General features: G+C 63.3%; 15 protein-coding genes. 11 read left to right on the forward strand and 4 right to left on the reverse strand.

Annotated features, from left to right (window positions below; translation table 11 throughout):
- The first annotated feature begins 6 nt into the window (after positions 1–6).
- From BM173_RS08985 to ssb, 5 genes are all read left to right on the forward strand, one after another.
- Complete coding sequence (locus tag BM173_RS08985; protein ID WP_245755836.1) at positions 7–618, forward strand: ankyrin repeat domain-containing protein; 612 nt, start codon at positions 7–9, stop codon at positions 616–618.
- The gene (locus tag BM173_RS08990) at positions 618–1292 is read left to right on the forward strand and encodes a COQ9 family protein (RefSeq protein WP_090480417.1); all 675 of its coding nucleotides are present in this window, start codon (positions 618–620) and stop codon (positions 1290–1292) included. Before BM173_RS08985 ends, BM173_RS08990 begins: the two co-directional genes overlap by 1 nt.
- Positions 1293–1346: 54 nt before the next feature.
- The gene (locus BM173_RS08995; RefSeq protein WP_090480421.1) at positions 1347–1586 is read left to right on the forward strand and encodes a FeoA family protein; all 240 of its coding nucleotides are present in this window, start codon (positions 1347–1349) and stop codon (positions 1584–1586) included.
- Positions 1583–3430: a ferrous iron transporter B gene (feoB, locus tag BM173_RS09000; protein ID WP_090480424.1), complete on the forward strand. Its 1848-nt coding sequence runs from the start codon at positions 1583–1585 to the stop codon at positions 3428–3430. The genes BM173_RS08995 and feoB overlap by 4 nt, the downstream gene beginning before the upstream one ends.
- An 89-nt stretch (positions 3431–3519) precedes the next feature.
- Positions 3520–4047 carry a single-stranded DNA-binding protein gene (gene ssb / locus BM173_RS09005; protein ID WP_090480427.1) on the forward strand — a complete coding sequence of 176 codons (528 nt, stop codon included), beginning with the start codon at positions 3520–3522 and terminating at the stop codon, positions 4045–4047.
- 60 nt (positions 4048–4107) lie between these two features.
- Here the strand turns inward: ssb and BM173_RS09010 are convergent, their stop codons facing one another.
- Both BM173_RS09010 and BM173_RS09015 read right to left on the reverse strand, forming a co-directional pair.
- Positions 4108–4635, reverse strand: coding sequence for a YceD family protein (locus BM173_RS09010; protein WP_245755837.1), 528 nt, complete (start codon positions 4633–4635; stop codon positions 4108–4110).
- Positions 4632–5150 (reverse strand): ubiquinol-cytochrome C chaperone family protein, encoded by a 519-nt coding sequence (locus tag BM173_RS09015; protein WP_090480430.1) that lies wholly within the window; start codon positions 5148–5150, stop codon positions 4632–4634. The genes BM173_RS09010 and BM173_RS09015 overlap by 4 nt, the downstream gene beginning before the upstream one ends.
- Before the next feature lie 173 nt (positions 5151–5323).
- Here BM173_RS09015 and BM173_RS09020 point away from each other — a divergent pair, with 173 nt between their 5' ends.
- The 5 genes from BM173_RS09020 to BM173_RS09040 all read left to right on the forward strand — a co-directional run bounded on the left by BM173_RS09020 (position 5324) and on the right by BM173_RS09040 (position 8786).
- The gene (locus tag BM173_RS09020) at positions 5324–5794 is read left to right on the forward strand and encodes an outer membrane protein assembly factor BamE (RefSeq protein WP_090480435.1); all 471 of its coding nucleotides are present in this window, start codon (positions 5324–5326) and stop codon (positions 5792–5794) included.
- A 39-nt stretch (positions 5795–5833) separates the two neighbouring features.
- Entirely contained in the window at positions 5834–6394 is a 561-nt protein-coding gene (gene hslV / locus BM173_RS09025) for an ATP-dependent protease subunit HslV (protein WP_090480438.1), read from the forward strand.
- Between the two features lie 8 nt (positions 6395–6402).
- Positions 6403–7701, forward strand: coding sequence for an ATP-dependent protease ATPase subunit HslU (hslU, locus tag BM173_RS09030; protein WP_090480440.1), 1299 nt, complete (start codon positions 6403–6405; stop codon positions 7699–7701).
- On the forward strand, positions 7698–8105 hold the full coding sequence (locus BM173_RS09035) for an ACT domain-containing protein (RefSeq protein WP_090480443.1): 408 nt from the start codon (positions 7698–7700) through the stop codon (positions 8103–8105). Before hslU ends, BM173_RS09035 begins: the two co-directional genes overlap by 4 nt.
- A gap of 216 nt (positions 8106–8321) precedes the next feature.
- Positions 8322–8786 carry a hypothetical protein gene (locus BM173_RS09040; protein WP_143089617.1) on the forward strand — a complete coding sequence of 155 codons (465 nt, stop codon included), beginning with the start codon at positions 8322–8324 and terminating at the stop codon, positions 8784–8786.
- A gap of 49 nt (positions 8787–8835) precedes the next feature.
- Here BM173_RS09040 and BM173_RS09045 read toward each other — a convergent pair whose 3' ends face one another.
- Complete coding sequence (locus BM173_RS09045; protein ID WP_090480448.1) at positions 8836–10341, reverse strand: SulP family inorganic anion transporter; 1506 nt, start codon at positions 10339–10341, stop codon at positions 8836–8838.
- 216 nt (positions 10342–10557) lie between these two features.
- On the opposite strand from BM173_RS09045, the gene BM173_RS09050 reads away from it, so the two are divergent.
- The gene (locus tag BM173_RS09050; RefSeq protein WP_245755838.1) at positions 10558–13389 is read left to right on the forward strand and encodes a M16 family metallopeptidase; all 2832 of its coding nucleotides are present in this window, start codon (positions 10558–10560) and stop codon (positions 13387–13389) included.
- On the opposite strand, the gene BM173_RS09055 is transcribed toward BM173_RS09050, so the two are convergent.
- Positions 13390–15204 (reverse strand): ABCB family ABC transporter ATP-binding protein/permease, encoded by a 1815-nt coding sequence (locus BM173_RS09055; protein WP_090480454.1) that lies wholly within the window; start codon positions 15202–15204, stop codon positions 13390–13392. It lies immediately after the preceding gene.
- Between the last annotated feature and the right edge of the window lie 19 nt (positions 15205–15223).

The following is a 15223-nucleotide window of genomic DNA, read 5'->3' on the forward strand; positions in this document are numbered from 1 at the left end:
CCTAAGGTGCGCGTAAATCCGGTCACTCGTTTCCTGACCCTCACCATCGGCATGGCGAGCCTGGTGGCGATGCCGCTTGCCGCGCAGGGGCAGTCCGATGGGTACAAGTTCATCAAGGCGGTCCGCGACCGTGACGGGACCGAGGCGACCGCCCTGCTCGACCAGCCGGGCAGCACTATCGTCAATGCGCGCGAGATCACCACGGGCGAAACCGCCATGCACGCCGTGGTCCAGCGGCGCGACCTGACCTGGGTGCGCTTTCTTCTCCAGCGCGGTGCGAACCCAAACATTGCTGACAACAACGGCGTCACGCCGCTCCAGATCGCCGTGCAACTGGGCTTCATCGAAGGCGTTGCGCGCCTGATCAAGGGCGGGGCCAATGTCGATGTTGCCAATTCGACCGGCGAGACCCCTCTGATGACTGCGATCCATCGCCGCGACACCGGCATGATCGAGGTCCTCATCGAAGCAGGCGCGAATCTCGACCGGACCGACAACAGCGGCCGCACGGCGCGCGACTATGCCAAGCTGCTCGCCTCGAACGAGAAGGTGATGGCTGCCATCGAGAAGGCCGAAACCGCGCGCGAAGCCGAACCTGAAACCTACGGACCGAGCTGATGGACGATACGCAAGCGCCCGATATCGCCGATCTCACCCTGGATGAGCTCAGGCTCGCGCTGGCCCCGGCCATTGCGGATGCTGCGATTTTCGACGGCTGGAGCGATGCGGCCCTCGAAATGGCTGCCGAACAGATGGGCGCGGACATCGATGTCGCGCGCCTCGCTTTCAAGGGCGGCGCCATCGATATGGTTTTCGCCTGGATCGAGGCGGTCGACATGGCGATGGCAGCCACCTTTCCGGAAGAGGTGGTTGCGCCGATGAAAATCCGCGAGCGAATCCGGAGCCTCGTCCAGTTCCGGCTGGACGCCGTGGCTGGACAGGAAGAGGCCCTTCGCCGTGCGCTCGCAATCATGGCTATGCCGCAGAATGCCCCTGCTTCGGCCAAGCGCGGCTGGCAGACCGCCGACCTGATGTGGCGGCTCGCTGGCGATACGGCGACCGATTACAATCACTATACCAAGCGGGCGATCCTCGCCTCGCTCTATGGGGCCACTCTCGCGGTGTTCGTGGAGGACGAGAGCGAGGGCAAGTCGGAAACGAAGGCTTTCCTCGACCGCCGGATCGAAGGTGTGATGAAGTTCGAAAAGGTGAAGGCCAAATGGCTGAATCCCGATCGTGAAAGCTTCAGCCTGTCGCGCTTCCTTGGTCGCTTGCGCTATCCCGCGCGCTAAGACGCTATTGATAACCAGTTGCAATTAGCGGCCCGCTCTGACAGGGGCGGCAGCATGACTCTGGACGTTCTCGACAGCGGAAAACCGGCGCGCATCGTCGCCGTGGACTGGGCCGGTCTGGCCGAAGACGAAGGCAAGCGGCTGAAGGCGCTTGGCGTAGACGAAGGCGCGGAGATCGCTGTCGTGCATCGCGGCGTATTTGGCGGGCGCGACCCGCTGGCACTCCGCCTCGGCAACATGACTATCGCCATCCGCCGCATCCATGCCCGCGCCATCGAGGTGGAAGCGGCATGAGCGCGAAACGTACAGCGGCGCTGGTCGGTAATCCCAATTCGGGCAAGTCGGCCCTGTTCAACGCGCTTACCGGCGCACGGCAGAAAATCGCCAATTACGCCGGCGTGACCGTCGAGCGTAAGGCAGGGCGTCTTACCTTGCCCAGTGGTGCGCCGGTCGAATTGCTCGACCTTCCCGGCTCCTACAGCTTCGATGCGGCGAGCCCTGACGAAGCCGTCACCCGCGATGTGGTGAAGGGCGTTTTCGACGGGGAAGCGGCGCCCGATGTGCTGATCCTCGTCCTAGATGCAGCAAATCTGGAACAGCATCTCGTGTTCGCACAAGAGGTGCTGGAACTGGGCAAGCCCACAGTCGTGGCGCTCAACATGGTCGACCTTGCCGAGCGCGATGGATTGACCCTCGATCCCGAAGCGCTGTCCGAAGCGCTCGGCGTGCCCGTGGTGCCGACCGTCGCCGTGCGCCGCAAGGGCATCGCGGAGCTGACCGACGCGATCGCGGAAGCACGCAGCCATGCGGACGAGGAAGCGCACACACGCTGGCATTTGACTCTGCCCGAACGGCGTTTGACGGCCAAGCACATTGCCCGCAGCGCGATCCTCTCGAAGTCGACCCGCCACACCATCGAAAACGGTGTCGATCGCGTTCTCCTTAATCCGTGGATCGGGCCGGTCATACTGTTCGGCCTGTTGTTCGTGGTCTTCCAGGCCGTCTTCGCGTGGGCCACGCCTTTCGCCGATGCACTTGAAGGCGGCGTGGGCGCGATTTCGGGCGTGGTTTCAGAGCGGCTGCCCGAAGGCCTGTTCCGGGATTTCCTTGTCGAAGGCGTACTCGCCGGTGTCGGATCTGTGGTCGTCTTCCTGCCGCAGATCGTGATCCTGTTCTTCTTCATCCTCGTGATGGAAGCCAGTGGCTACATGGCCCGGGCGGCCTTCCTGATGGACCGGCTGATGGCACTGGTCGGTCTTTCCGGACGTAGCTTCATCCCGCTTCTTTCCAGTTTCGCCTGCGCCATTCCCGGCATCATGGCGACGCGCTCAATCTCCGATCCCAAGGACCGGTTGACCACCATCCTGATCGCCCCGCTGATGACCTGCTCGGCGCGCCTGCCGGTCTATGCCGTCGTCATCGCCGCGGTCATTCCTCAGAGGACGGTAGGGCCGGGTATCGGCCTTCAGGGCCTTGTCCTGTTCGCGCTCTATGTAGCAGGCATTGTGGGCGCTATGGTCGTCGCCCTCGTGTTGCGCAGCACGGTGACCAAAGGCGCGGCGTCGGGCTTCATCATGGAACTGCCGCGCTACCAGCTGCCGCGCCTCAAGGACCTTGCCATCGGCCTGTGGCAGCGCGCCTGGGTCTTCCTGCGCCGCGCAGGTACGATTATCTTCGTCGCCACGATCGCGCTGTGGGTGCTGCTCAGCTTCCCCAAGGCGGAGCCGGGTGAAAGCCAGCTCGACGCAAGCCTCGCCGGCGCAGTAGCCGATACGCTGCATCCCGTACTCGAACCGGTGGGCTTCAATCGTGAAATGAGCCTTGCCATCATTCCGGCGCTGGCCGCCCGGGAAGTCGCCGTGTCCGCCCTCGCGACGACCTATGCCGTGGATGCAGAGGACGAGGACATCGCCGCCGAGGGCGTGACCGCGAAAATCGCTGCGCTGTGGAGCCTGCCGACCGCTTTGGCATTCCTCGCCTGGTTCGTGTTCGCCCCGCAATGCCTTTCGACCATTGCCGTCGCGCGGCGCGAGACGAACGGATGGAAGTGGCCGACCGTCATGGTGGTATACCTCTTCGCGCTCGCCTGGCTGTCCGCCGGGGCGACCTACTGGATCGCGACGGCAGCAGGTCTTTAGCTCCGCTTCGGTGGAAACCTCGCCTGCGACCTAGAACCTGTGCGCTCGCTCGGTTAGGCCACGGCTAACAGTTACGAAGGAACGATTCGATGGCCGGTAGCCTCAACAAAGTCATGCTGATCGGAAACCTGGGCGCAGACCCGGAAATCCGCAGCTTCCAGAACGGCGGCAAGGTCGCCAACCTCCGCATCGCGACCAGCGAAACGTGGAAGGATCGCAATACCGGCGAACGCCAGGAACGCACCGAATGGCACACCGTCGCGATCTTCTCCGAAGGTCTTATCGGCGTGGTCGAGCGTTTCCTGCGCAAGGGTTCCAAGGTCTACATCGAAGGCCAGCTCCAGACCCGCAAGTGGCAGGACCAGAGCGGTAATGACCGCTACTCGACCGAAATCGTGCTGCGCGGCCTTAATGGCACGCTGACCATGCTCGACGGCGCCCAGGGCGGCAATCGCGGTGGCGGTGGCGGCGGTTCCAGCTGGGACCAGGGCGGTGGCCAGTCCTCGGGTGGCGGCGACAACTGGCGCAGCGGCGGCGGTTCTTCGGGCGGTTCGCAGGGTGGCGGTTCCGGCGGCGGATCGAACTACGACGATCTGGACGACGACATCCCGTTCTGAGCGGGAGAACGCCAAGATTTGAAAAGGGCCGCCATTGTGCGGCCCTTTTTCATGCGCCGCCTACTTCTTGAGCGCTGCCAATGCTTCTGCCAGCGGTCCGCTTGGCTTACGATTCTCGTCGCTTTCGATGCCCGCTTCCTCGCGCGCTTCTTCGGCGCCGGGGCCTTCGCGGTAAGGGTCGATAGCAAGAGCGAGCTCCTGAGCGATCGCTTCACCCAGGTCGAAACTGTCGCCTTCGTATTCGATCTCGTCGAGATCGTCTTCGGTGAGCTCGAATTCCGCGTCTTCCTCGTACTCGCCCATCCGGCCTTCGGGCACGAAGCGCAGCGAGAAGGTTTCCGACACTTCGTAGGTGAAGTCTTCCCGCGTCACGGCACAGGGCTGTTCGAGCGTGGCGGCCAGTTTTCCCTCCGCCAGCACCGCTCCGTCCTTTTCGCCAAACTCGACCTCTGCGGTGAGGGTGTGGATTGCGGTGATCCCGAAGCGACTGGCCAGCGCGGCGCGTTCTGCCTCGTCCGCCTCAATGGTCATGGTGCCGGCGGGCAGGGCGCGCGGCTTGATCGGGCGGGAAAGCTCAGGTGCGCTCACGCGGCGAACTCCCCTGCGCGAAGCTGCGAGGCTTCCGTGCGGGCCAGCCGCTTGTGCAGGCGGATCATGCGTTCGGCGAGAGCCTCGGCCTCGTCTTCCTGAGACATGGTGACATTGCGCTTCAGCGCATCGGCCAACGCGACACGGTCTTCGGCGGCGAGCGCCGTGCGGTAGGCGCCGAGGCGTCCGCCCATGCTGCTCATCAAATTGCCGATCTTCTTGCCGACCGTCGGATCGCCGATGCCGGCTTCGCGAAGCTGGCCTTCCATGTCTTCCACGAACAATTCGGTCAGGAGCGCGGTGTGCGGCGCAAGGTCTTCGTCCGTTTCCATCCTCAGGATCGCAAGGCTGAGGACCAGCGTGACCATGTCGAACCTGCCCTCCAGCGTGTCGGCTACCCCGCACATGCGGTACCAGTCTGGGTCGCGTGCTTCCTCGACCACGCGGTGCCACAGCGGGCGCCATTGCTCGCGCGGGTCTTCCTGGGTGCCGAACAGGCGGGCAAAAAAGGTCATCGGGTAAAGCGCTTTCTTCGACTATCGTTCAGCGGCAATTAAAGCCGCCATCCCCACCGGTTCGCGATACGCACGTTGCAAGGCGCGCGCCTTTCGGTTTAGGGCGTGAGCCGCATATAGGATGCGCTGGCGAACACGCCAAGCGCGCACCAGGATGGAGACATGCTGTTCCCATGAACAGGTCCAAGATTTTCGGTATCGCTGCCATTCTCGCAGCGGGTCTCGCAACGACTGCTTGCTCGTCGATTCGCGAGCCGCGCGGCTACATCGTCGATTCGCTGCTGCTCGGCACGGTCCAGCCCGGCATCGACAACCAGCGCAGCGTGGAAGACACGCTCGGTCGGCCGACCTTTACCAGCCAGTACGGCGAGCCGACCTGGTATTACGTGTCGAGCACGACGGGCCGCAAACCCTTCGTGCGTCCCACCATTCGCGAGCACCAGGTACTGGCGGTCAAGTTCGATGCGGCAGGCAATGTCGTGTCTGCCGACCGCAGCGGTATCGAAAAGGTCGTCTACCTCTCGCCCGATGGCGACGAGACGCCGACCCTCGGCCGCGAGCGTGGCTTCCTCGAAGACCTGTTCGGCAATATCGGCACGGTCGGCCAGCCGGGACTTGGCGGTCAGGGCGGTCCGGGGCGCTGATCGCTTGACCCCTTCGCTCGGCACCCCATATCCGGCGGCATGAGTGAACAAGACAATCGCCACGGGCTGACCCAGTGGCATGGCACCACGATAATCGGCGTACGCAAGGGCGACAGGATCGTCGTTGCCGGGGACGGACAGGTCTCCATGGGCAACACGGTGATGAAGCCCAATGCCCGCAAGGTCCGCCGGATCGGTGAAGGCGGCAAAGTCGTCGCCGGGTTCGCCGGGGCGACGGCGGATGCCTTCACCCTGTTCGAACGGCTCGAAAAGAAGCTCGAGCAATATAGCGGGCAGCTGCTGCGCGCTGCGGTCGAACTGACCAAGGACTGGCGCACGGACAAGTACCTGCGCAATCTCGAAGCCCTGATGATCGTGGCGGACAAGGAAAACCTCCTCGTCCTCACCGGCAATGGCGACGTGCTGGAGCCCGAAGGCGGCATCACGGCCATCGGATCGGGCGGCAATTACGCACTCGCCGCCGCCAAGGCGATTGCCGAATATGAAGACGACCCCGAAGTGATTGCGCGCAAGGCGATGCAGGTCGCCGCGGACATCTGCGTCTTCACCAATGGCAATGTGACCCTCGAAGAGGTCTGAGAGATTTCATGGACAATCTGACACCCAAGGCGATCGTCGGATCGCTGGATGAACACATCATCGGCCAGAAGGACGCCAAGCGCGCCGTGGCCGTGGCCCTGCGCAACCGCTGGCGTAGGCAGCGCCTCGATGCGGATTTGCGCGACGAGGTGACGCCCAAGAACATCCTGATGATCGGCCCTACCGGCTGCGGCAAGACCGAGATCAGCCGCCGCCTGGCCAAGCTGGCCGAAGCGCCTTTCGTCAAGATCGAGGCGACCAAGTTCACCGAGGTCGGCTATGTCGGCCGTGACGTCGAACAGATCGCCCGCGATTTGGTCGAAGAAGCGATCCGTCTCGAGAAGGATCGCCGCCGGGAAGCGGTGCGGGAGGCAGCCAGCAAGGCGGCCATGGACCGCCTGCTCAACGCGCTTGTCGGCGAGAATGCCAGCGAAGCGACGCGCGAGGCCTTTCGCGAGCGCATAGTACAGAACGCGATGAACGACACCGAAGTCGAAATCGACGTAAAGGACCAGCCGACCAGCAACATGGAAATTCCCGGTATGCCGGGCAATGTGGGCATGATCGACCTGTCCGACATGCTCGGCAAGGCGATGGGTAAGGCGCCGACCAAGCGCCGCAAGCTCAAGGTCCCCGATGCCTGGGACAAGCTGGTCGAAGAAGAAGCCGAAAAGCGCATGGACCAGGATGACGTGCACCGCGTCGCGCTGGAGAATGCGGAAACCAACGGCATCGTCTTCCTCGACGAGATAGACAAGATCGCGGTCAGCGACGTGCGCGGCGGCTCGGTAAGCCGCGAAGGTGTGCAGCGCGACCTGCTGCCGCTGATCGAAGGCACGACGGTCGCGACCAAGTATGGTCCGATGAAAACCGATCACGTGCTCTTCATCGCCAGCGGGGCATTCCACGTCGCCAAGCCCTCCGACATGCTGCCCGAATTGCAGGGCCGCCTGCCGATCCGCGTCGAATTGCGCGCACTGACCGAAGAGGACTTCGTGCGCATCCTGACCGAAACCCGGGCGAACCTGGTAGACCAGTACCGCGCGCTGATCGGCACGGAAGACGTCACCCTCGACATTACCGAGGACGCGATTGCCGAAGTGGCCAAGATCGCCGCGCGGGTGAACGAGAGCGTCGAGAACATCGGCGCACGCCGCCTGCAGACGGTCATGGAGCGACTGCTTGAAGACATCAGCTTCGAAGCGGAAGAGCACACGGGCGAGACCATCACGGTCGATGCCGCCTACGTCCGCGAACGGCTCGACGATCTCGCCGGCGACACCGACCTCAGCAAGTACATCCTGTGACGCGCGAAACGGTCCGTGATCTTGCCGCGATGCTCAAGCAGCTATCGCCGCGGCTGGATCCGGACCGTTATCGCTATGTGCAAATCGAACCGTCCAACGCTGCGCAATTGCTTGGCGCGGCGATCGCCACCTTTCGCGAAGAAGAAGGTGTCTCGGCAATAGTTCCTGCGGCGATTGCCGACCAGGCCGATATCGATGGCGCCGACATGGCGCGGATCACGCTGGAGGTCTATTCCGACCTGGAGGGCGTGGGACTTACCGCCGCAGTTGCGACCGCGCTGGCCGTGGCGGGCATTGCCTGCAACATGGTCGCCGCCTTGAACCACGATCATGCCTTCGTGCCTGCCGCCAGAAGCGCCGAAGCGATTCTCATTCTCCAGAATCTGGCGGCCCGGCACTCCTGATTGCCGGTGCGATGGCCAGAGAATCTCGTCGAAAGGGTGTGATTCCAGTCGACTAGCAAGACGGTTAGGTTCCTGCCGGAGACCTCGAAGCAGGTTCCTCGCCCTCGCTTTGACTCCGTTTTTGCGCGGTGGCATTATCCAGGCGGGGGAACACACCAAAACAAGTCGCTCATTTCCTCGGATCAGGGTCGCTAACTCCTGAACCGGAGAATGCACATGAAGCGTATCATCAAATCGTCGATCATTGCGGCTGCAGCGGGAACGCTGGCTTTGAGCGCGCCTGCCTCTGCGCAGCTCAACGTCTGGGAAGATTACACTCCCCAGGAAACCGTGATCGAACTTACCTATGTGAAGGTCGATGAAGGCCAGCTGGATTATTATCTCGAAGGGCTGAGGTCGACCTGGGTGAAAGCCAACGAAGTGGCCAAGGATCTGGGCCGGATCACAGATTACGGGATCTATGTCGTGCCCTTCGGCAGCAACGAGGTGAACCTCGTCCTGCGCATCAACTATCCGAACATGGAATCGCTCGATCCCGACAAGGCCGAGTATGACAAGTTCATGGAAGCCTGGGGCAATTCCAACATGGAAAGCAGCAACCAGACGGTCCGCGAACTCTACAACAAGATCCGCAAGATCAAGGGAACCTACATCCTTCGCGAGCTGCGGATGAAAATGTAATTGCCGATGTGGCAGGCGCTGGCTCAAGCTCGCGCCTGCCCCATCCGCTTTACGGGTGCGGGGCCAGCCCGATTTCCACGCCGGTCTTGTCGGTGAGGGCAAACTTGTCGACCAGGTCCGAACTTGCGCGGTTCAGGCCGCGGACCTGAACGCTTCGACCGTTGCGGCGCATTCGCTCCACTACCTTGTCGAGCGCACCCACGGCGCTGATGTCCCAGAAGTGGGCCTTGCGCACGTCGATGATCACGTGATCCGCAGGGTCGGGCATTGTGCTTTCCGGGCCGAGCGCAGCTTCGAAGCGCTCGACGCTCGCGTAGAAGATCTGGCCCTTGGCGCGGTAGATGGCCGTGTCGCCCTCGCGCTCGCGGACCACCTCGAACATGGTCATCACCTTGTGGGTGAAGAACACGCCCGACAGGATCACACCTGCCAGCACGCCGAGCGCAAGGTTGTGCGTCGCGACCACCACCACGACGGTTGCGAGCATGACAACGCTCGACTGCCACGGGTGCTTCGAGATGTTGGGAATCGAGTTCCACGAGAAGGTGCCGATCGATACCATGATCATGATCGCGACCAGGGCCGGCATCGGCACCCGACCCACGAGGTCGCCCAGCACCACCAAAAGGATGAGCAGCGACAGGCCCGCCGTGAAGGTCGACAGGCGTCCGCGACCGCCGCTGGTTACGTTGATGACCGACTGGCCGATCATGGCGCAGCCACCCATGCCGCCGAACATGGCGGCGACGACATTGGCCACGCCCTGGCCAGCACTCTCGCGGCGCTTGTTCGAACCAGTGTGCGTCATGTCGTCGACGATCTGCGCGGTCAGCAGCGATTCGAGCAGGCCGACCGCCGCCATGGTCGCAGCGTAGGGAGCGATGATGGCAAGCGTTTCCCAGGTCAGCGGGACGTCGGGCAGGGCGAAGTAGGGAAGGCCTTCGGGCAGCTCGCCCATGTCCGATACGGTATTGACCGGCGCATCCAGCCAGATCGTCAGCGCGGTCAGCACGATAATCGCGATGAGCGGGCTGGGGATGGCTGTGGTGAATTTCGGAATGATGTAGATCATCGCCAGTGCGGCGATCACCATGGCATAGGTCATCCAGCCGATGCCCGCTGCGGTGGGATCGAGCTGCGGCAACTGCGCCATGAAGATCAGGATGGCGAGCGCGTTGACGAACCCGGTAATCACCGAACGGGAGACGAATTGCATCAGCAGGTCGAGCCGCAGCAGCGCCGCGATGCCCTGGAAGATGCCCATCAGGATCGTCGCAGCGAAGAGGTATTCGACCCCGTGGTCGCGCACCAGCGGGACGACGACCACTGCGACGGCGGCGGTGGCCGCGCTTATCATGCCCGGGCGGCCGCCGGTGAACGCAATGACCATGGCAATCGCGACCGAGGCATAAAGACCCACGCGCGGATCGACGCCCGCGATGATCGAAAAGCCGATCGCTTCGGGAATGAGGGCCAGGGCCACAACGATACCGGCAAGGATGTCTGCGCGGATGTTGGAGAACCAGTCGCGTTTGATCGCGCTGCGGTCGAGCATGCGTTTGTCCGTTCGTCTTACATGGAATGGGGCAGGCAGCGGCCTGCATGTGATGCCCCTTTGGCCTATGTTGCGCTGCAACACAACCTTCGGGGCTACAGGCCGCGTCCTGTGGTTCGCAGACCCTGCTCGCCCCTCCGTCGAGCCGGGGTCAGTTTACAGGCTGCCGCTTGCTAGCCAGATTCGGGCAAATCAATCGACAGGGGTAGGAACATGATGAAATCCGCCATTCTGAGCGCCGGCGTAGCGACGCTTGCGATCCTCGCTGCAAGTCCGGCCATCGCCGACGACCATGCAGGCACCGGCGGAGCGATCTCTGCACCCGCCATCGAGTACGAGCGCTGGACGCTGGACAACGGCCTGCAGATCATCGCCATTCCCGACGCTTCCACCGGCACGGTGACTACCTCCATGTGGTACGAAGTCGGCTCGAAGCTCGACCCCGAAGGCCGCAGCGGCTTTGCACACCTGTTCGAGCATATCCTCAGCCGCAAGACGCGGAACATGCCATACAATATGATCTACGGCCTGACCGCCGATGTCGGCGGGACGCGTAATGCTTCGAACAGCTCCGACCGCACCAATTACTACGAGACCGTCCCTGCCGAATACCTCGAGGCGATGCTGTGGACCCACCGCGAACGCATGGGCTTCCCGGTCATCGACCAGGAGGTGTTCGACAAGGAACGCGACGTGGTGAAGGAAGAGCTTCGCCAGCGCGTGCTTGCGCCGCCCTATGGCCGCTTCAGCCGTTTCGTCCTCCCCGAGAGCGCCTATGACACGCTGCCCTATCGTCGCCCCGGCATCGGCAGCATCGAGGAACTGGACGCCGCAACGCTCGACGATGCGCGCGCATTCTATCAGGCGTATTACGGGCCGGACACGGCGACGCTGATCGTTGCCGGCAATTTCGAGATGGATCGTCTGCGCACGATGGTCTCGGATTATTTCGCAGATATCCCGCGCCGTTCCGATCCGGTCGAGGTAACCGTCGACGCGGTAGCGATGGAGCGCACCGCGCCGCGCACGGTCAATGCGACGGCTCCCAACGTTCCGCTGCCGCTGGTCGGGACCGTGTGGAAGCTTCCCCCGCTAACCCACCCAGACGCTGCGCCGCTCGAAGTGATGGATGCTATCATGTCGCGCGGGGACAACAGCCGTATGCACGCCGCCCTCGTCCGCACAGGCAAGGCGGTCCAGGCGGTCCATTTCGCCAATCTCCAGGAAGAAGGAGGGATGCTGGCGCAATTCGCCGTTACCAATCCGCAGGCAGATGCCGAAGAAGTGCGCGCCATACTGGTCGCCGAACGCAAGCGCATGATGGATCAGCCGGTCTCCGCTGCCGAGCTTGCGGAAGCAAAGAACGAACTTATCGCTTCTGCCCTGCGTCAGCGCGAAACCGCCCGCGGTCGCGCATTCGAACTGGGCGAGGCGCTGGTCAGCACCGGCGATCCAGGCTTCGCTGACAAGCGGCTGGCGGCGATTGCAGCGGTTACTGTCGAGGACGTCCAGCGCGTCGCGCGCGTCTACTACAGAGAAGATAGGCGCACGGACATTACCTATACGGCTGGCGAGGACGATCCTTCGGCCTACGCCAATCCGGTTCCGATGCCGCAGTTCCGCACCTTGCCGCCGGCCGACGGCGAGCCGCTCTTGGTTGCTCCCGAAGGCGAGCGCGACCCCGTGCCCGGACCCGGCGAGCGTCCGGTGGTCGAGGCGGCGGAGATCGTCGAGCGCACGCTCGATAACGGCATCCAGGTGGTGGCCGCGCAAACCGGCGATGTCCCGCTTGCGACCATGACCGTGCTCGTCCCGGGCGGATCGATCAGCGATCCTCGCGCGAAGGCCGGGATCGCCGAAATGGCCGCTACCCTGGCCGACAAGGGTGCGAGCGGGATGGACGAAAGCGAAATCGCCCGTCGCCTGGAAAGCCTTGGCGCGAGCTTCGGTGCGACAGCGGGATCGCAAGGCTCCTTCTTCAGCCTCACCGCGCCGGTCGACAATATGGAAGAGGCTGGCAAGGTTCTGGCAGCGATCATCACGAGTGCCGACTATCCGCAAGAAGCGTTCGAACGTGAACGCAAGCGCGCGGTCGATGGCCTCGCCGTGCAATTGAAAGATCCGGGCGGTCTCGCCCGCATGGTTGCCCGACCGGTCCTCTATGGCGATGCGCCATTCGGCACGATTCCCAGCGGAACGCAGCAAAGCCTTGGGGCGCTGACGCGTGAAGACCTGGTCGCGCACCGCGCCAAATATTGGCACCCCGAAAGGACGCAGGTCATCGTCAGCGGCGGCATCGCGCCCGAGCGGGCAATTGCGCTGACCGAAATGCTGCTGGGCGGCTGGAGCGTGGAAGCAGCGCCGCCTGCCGAAATCGCCGATCCGACCGGGCAGGGCGAGCCCGTCCGCACTATCGTCATCAACATGCCCGATGCAGGGCAGGCGGCCGTATACGCCGGAATGCGCGCGCCCGAGCGCACGGATGCCGATTACCACCCGCTCGAAATTGCCAATGCCATTCTCGGCGGCGGCTCGAGCGGGCGCCTGTTCGAAGAGGTGCGGACCAAGCGTTCTATCAGTTATGGCGCGGGTAGCGGGCTCGGCACGGATATGCTGATTGCTTCCGCGCAAACGCAGAACAGCACTGCGGACGAGGTCGTGCAGGTGTTCCTCGACGAATTCGACCGGTTGGGTGATGAGGACATCGATGACGAGCTGCTCGGGAAAAGGCGTCTTTACCTCAGCGGCGGCTATGCCCGTCGTCTCGAAACCTCCTCGGGCTTCAATTCGATCGTCGCGAACCTGCTGCTCGACGGGTTGGAGCCTGCCGAGGCCGCCCGCTATGCCAACCGCCTTGCTGCCGTTTCGCCGCAAGCTGCGACCAAGGCAGCGGCCGATTACGTCGGATCGGAGAAGGCCACCGTCATCGTGGTGGGCAATGCGAGCGAGTTTCTCGACGACCTCAAGGCAATTCGGCCCGACGTCGAGGTTCTCGATGCCGAAGCGATCGACCTCTCCACGCCGAGCCTCACCATGGCCGGCGAATGATCAGGTAACCGGGTCCGCCTGGCGCTCTGCCGCCTGGCGGGCCCACATCTCCGCATAGAGGCCGTCGCGCGCCAGCAGTTCGGCATGGGTGCCGCTTTCAGCGAGGCGGCCGTGATCGAGGACCAGGATCCTGTCGGCATTTGCAATCGTCGACAGGCGATGGGCGATGGCGAGGGTGGTGCGATTTTCGCTGACCCGGTCGAGCGTCTGCAGGATGTCCTGCTCGGTCCTGGTGTCGAGCGCGCTCGTTGCCTCGTCCAACACCAGGATCGGCGGGTTCTTCACCAGCGTGCGGGCAATCGCGACCCGCTGCTTTTCGCCGCCCGACAGTTTCAGGCCCCGCTCGCCGACCTCGGTGTCGAACCGGTCGGGCAGGCTGTCGATGAAAGGCAGGATTGCGGAATCGCGCGCGGCCGCGACTATCTCGTCCTCGCTCGCATCCTCGCGGCCATAGGCGATATTGTAACCGATGGTGTCGTTGAACAGGACGCTGTCCTGCGGGACGATCCCGATCGCGGCGCGCAGGCTTTCCTGCGTAACCCTCGCAATATCCTGTCCGTCTATAAGGATGCGGCCCGAGAGCGGATCGTAGAAGCGGAACAACAGGCGGGCGATAGTGCTCTTGCCCGCGCCGGATGGACCGACGATGGCGACATGGCTTCCGGCAGGGACCTCGAAGGACAGCTCGTCCAAGATCTGCCGGTCCTCGTCATATCCGAAGGAAACCTTTTCGAAGGCGATGGAGGGCTGGCGAACGACGAGTGCAGGCGCGCCTGGCCGGTCGGCCACTTCTACGTTGGTATCGATAAGGTCGAACATGGCGGCCATGTCGACCAGGCCCTGCCTGATCGTGCGATAGACCCAGCCGAGAAGATCGAGCGGACGGAAGAGCTGCATGAGATAAGTGTTCACGAACACCAGGTCGCCCACCGACAGCTCGCCGCGGCTCCAGCCCCACACTGTATAAGCCATCGCGCCTGCCATCAGCGCATTGGTGATGAAGGCCTGCACTATGTTGAGAAGGCCAAGCGATGAATCGGACTTGATCGCCGCTTCGCTGTAAGCCTTGGCGGCGCGGGCATAGCGCGCTTCCTCGCGCCGTTCAGCGCCGAAGTATTTCACTGTCTCGTAGTTGAGGAGGCTGTCCACCGCGCGTGAGAGGGCAAGCCCGTCGAGATCGTTCATGTCGCGCCGCAGTTTGGTGCGCCATTCCGTGATTTGCCGGGTCACTACTATATAGGCGACGACCGTGAATGCGGTTGCGGCTACCAGACCCCAGCCGAAGTTCAGGTAGAAGATGACGCCGACTGCAACCAGCTCGATGATCGTCGGGGCGATATTGAAGAGCAGGAAATAGAGCATGGAATCGATGCTCTTCGTCCCGCGCTCGATGATCTTGGTGACCTCGCCCGTGCGGCGGGACAGGTGGAAGCGCAGCGACAGGCGATGCAGGCGATGAAAGACGTCTTCGGCCAGGTGGCGCGTCGCTTCCTGTCCGACCCGCTCGAATACGATGTTGCGCAGATTGTCGAACGCGGTCCCGGCAAACCGGCCGAGACCGTAGGCCAGCACCAGCGCCATGGCGACCATGGCCGCTTCGTTCGCCGGCCCCGTCATCGCGTCTACCGCCTTCTTATAGGCGAAGGGGAGGGCAAGGACGGTGCCCTTTGCCAGCAGGACCAGTCCCATGGCTATGACGATCCGGCGCCGCAGGGACGGATTGTCCTTCGGCCACAGGTAGGGAAGGAAGCGCTTGAGGGTCGCCCAGCTATCGGCGTCGTGCCGCTGGTCGGATGTGATCGTGTCTGGCGGCATGGGGCGCTATGTGGGGCGC

The organism is Qipengyuania nanhaisediminis, from assembly GCF_900115585.1.
In the GTDB taxonomy this organism is placed as follows: Bacteria; Pseudomonadota; Alphaproteobacteria; order Sphingomonadales; family Sphingomonadaceae; genus Qipengyuania; species Qipengyuania nanhaisediminis.